The organism is Kurthia gibsonii, from assembly GCF_006539985.1.
GTDB classification, from domain to species: Bacteria; Bacillota; Bacilli; order Bacillales_A; family Planococcaceae; genus Kurthia; species Kurthia gibsonii.
The window spans coordinates 1-2,914 of record NZ_BJOB01000093.1 but is presented as its reverse complement, the minus strand read 5'-3'; the positions used below and the strand labels follow the sequence as shown (position 1 = coordinate 2,914).

3 protein-coding genes and 1 pseudogene are annotated in these 2,914 nt (G+C 36.6%); 2 read left to right on the top strand and 2 right to left on the bottom strand.

Features of this window, described 5'->3' with window-relative positions; translation table 11 throughout:
• Positions 1-294: DNA cytosine methyltransferase (locus KGI01_RS13555; RefSeq protein ID WP_174795820.1), on the top strand; the 294-nt coding region annotated here is incomplete at its 5' end.
• 240 nt (positions 295-534) lie between these two features.
• Positions 535-1,194 (top strand): annotated as a pseudogene (locus tag KGI01_RS14145) (transposase); the annotation flags it as partial.
• A gap of 15 nt (positions 1,195-1,209) precedes the next feature.
• Here the strand turns inward: KGI01_RS14145 and KGI01_RS13545 are convergent.
• Both KGI01_RS13545 and KGI01_RS13540 read right to left on the bottom strand, forming a co-directional pair.
• Positions 1,210-2,387, bottom strand: a protein-coding gene (locus KGI01_RS13545) for an IS3 family transposase (RefSeq protein ID WP_141275118.1) whose coding sequence is annotated in 2 segments (ribosomal slippage) — positions 1,210-2,135 and positions 2,135-2,387 — 1,179 coding nt in all. Because the reading frame shifts where the segments join, the coding sequence is not laid out codon by codon here.
• Positions 2,388-2,578: 191 nt separating this feature from the next.
• On the bottom strand, positions 2,579-2,914 hold a 336-nt coding region (locus tag KGI01_RS13540), incomplete at its 5' end, for a DNA cytosine methyltransferase (RefSeq protein ID WP_141275117.1).

Genomic DNA, 2,914 nt, shown 5'->3' with positions numbered 1-2,914 from the left:
AAACAAGTTACAACATTTATTGAAAAAGATATTAAATTTGAACAGTCATTAAGAATAACAAATTGGGATAGACCAAGTGATACAATTACAGCTACTTCACCGGAAATTCATGTAAATAAAGAACGTCGCCTCTCTGCAAGAGAATGTGCAATTTTACAAACATTTCCTGATGACTTTATTTTTACAGGGAGTTTAAATTCTTTATACAAACAAATAGGTAACGCTGTACCTGTTCTATTAGCTGAAAAAATTGCTGCAGAAATTAAAAAATATTTACCGGTATTAACACATTAAAATTTCAAATTAATAAGACAGATAATCGACTGTAAAAAGTTAGCTCTTTGTCAAATAACGTTGTTGAGAGTTGTCAATTGAATAAAAACCGATTGATTTGAGCAAAAGAGGCTTGGACAAAACCCTAGCCAAAATTGAAAGGACTTCGGCACATGAAAATGCCGAAGTCCTTTTTGTATGCAAATTTATTTTCGTTTAGGGCGATGCTTTTCGCGGGCACGGCTTCATCTAATTTTAGCGGTGAGCCGTAAACAGAAATACCAACTTGATTTACAACGAATGGACACACGAAATAGCTACTCCAAAACAGATCATAATGCGACATTTACGCGAATGAAAGATGATTATATGAAAAATGGGCAATTAAAACCTGGATATAATGTACAAGTCGCAACAGAAGGTCAATATGTACTTGCATATGATGTCTATCCCAATCCAACCGATACGAAGACACTCACACCTTTTTTAAAAGAAATTCAGGCGAACTATTTTGATTTACCGGAACACATCGTGGCGGATGGGGGTTATGGAAGTGAACCCAATTATCAATATGTCATGGAAGATTTAAAGAAAAAAGCGTTGATTACGTATGACATGTATCGAAAAGAACAGCAACGTAAATATCAAAAAGACCCCTTCAAAATAAGCAATTGGGCATACGATACGACTTCTAATTCTTACACATGTCCAAATGGCAAACGATTAAACTACCAATATGACTCGACGCGCACAGACCAAAATGGATTTAAACACCAGTTTAAAATTTATGAATGCGAAGACTGTTCAGATTGTCCGTTACGAGCAGCGTGTACAAAAGCGCGTGAAGGAAACAATCGAAAGTTAGCCATCAATACGCATTGGAAAGAACAAAAGAAAATGATTCAAGCGACGCTTTCAGAAGCTGGTATGTCAACACTAAACTGGACAAAAATTATAAGGGTGTTGCTTAAATTCCATAGGTATAAGATAGCCCAGTGTTCCGTGAATTCGAATGTTATTGAACCAGTGTACGTAATCGCTAAGTTCAAGAGCGAGCTGTTCAAGAGAGGTGAAGTGGGCTTGGTTAGCGAATTCTGTTTTAAATATCTTGAATGTCGCTTCAGCCACAGAGTTGTCATAAGGGCAACCTTTTATGCTCAGTGATCGTTGGATGCCGAATGTTTCGAGTGCTTCAGAAATCAGCTTGTTATCGAACTCTTTTCCACGGTCTGTGTGAAACATTTTAACGTCATGTAAGTTGGCTTGAATACTCGCAATCGCTTGATATACAAGGTCTGCCGTTTTGTTTTCACCAGCACTAGAGCCGATAATTTCACGATTGAAAAGGTCGACAAATAAGCATACATAGTGCCACTTTTTTCCGACACGGACGTATGTTAAATCGCTGACAATGACTGCTAATGGCTCTTCCTGATGAAATGCACGATTCAGTTCGTTCTTGATGGGTGCTTCGTTACAACTTGATTTGTGTGGTTTAAATTGTGCCACCGTGTAGTTTGAAACTAGGCCAAGTTCATTCATCAAACGGCCAATTCGGCGACGTGATACGTGTTTTGGCTCAGGTAATTTTGCTAATTCCTTTTTGATTTTACGTGTGCCGTAATTGTTTCGGCTACCTTTGAAAATGCGTTTAACCTCTTTAGAAATTGCCAAGTCTTCGGCTTTTTTCGCACGTTTGCCTGAAATATCCGCATGATAATAATACGTGCTAGTTGGTAGATTGAGGACGTCGCACATATGAGCTCTGCGATTACTCGAGCTATAAAACATTGCTGATACTGAATATTTGTGAGCGTTATTACGAATCACATTTATTTTCGTCCCATGATCAGCGCCGCTTACTTTAAAATATCGTTCTCCATTAATAAACGTTGGTTTTCCTTACGTAATCGAGCCATTTCATTTTCTTCTTCCGTTCGATTATCCTTCGCAGCGAATGAACCCGTTTCTTTATGGTTTTTAATCCAGCGATCTAGCGCAGAAGGGGTAATATCGTATTCTCGGGCAATCTCAGCACGAGGTTTACCATTTTCATAAAGCTTCACTAATTGCAGTTTAAATTCGGGTGTAAATGTTCGACGTTGACGTGTCATAAAAGCACGCTCCCTTATGTTTATAGTCTAAGTTTACAAGCCCTTATTTTATCTGTCCAACTTAGTGTAGCCTATCCAGAGCAACACATCATAACATAAATAACATCTCACTCAAACTAAATAATTATTAATCAGGTGATAACTCATTCCAATATCAAACGACAAATAATCATATATTGTTTCAGAGATTATTAAAATACATCTGCTACTTCAAGTTCTTGATTTTTAGATACCGTTTTTTCATATTCTTGAATCTGAGAATTTATTACATCTGCAATCTTTTCTGCAAATAATACAGGTACTGCATTTCCAATTTGTCTATACATTGAATTCAAACTTCCTTTGAAAATAAAGTCCAAAGGAAATGTTTGTAATATTGCACATTCTCGAACAGACAACCTTCTTTTTTTATTTACATGAATTTCCGGTGAGGTAGCTGTAATTGTATCACTCGGTCTATCCCAATTTGTTATTCTTAATGACTGTTCAAATTTAATATCTTTTTCAATAAATGTTGTAACTTGTTC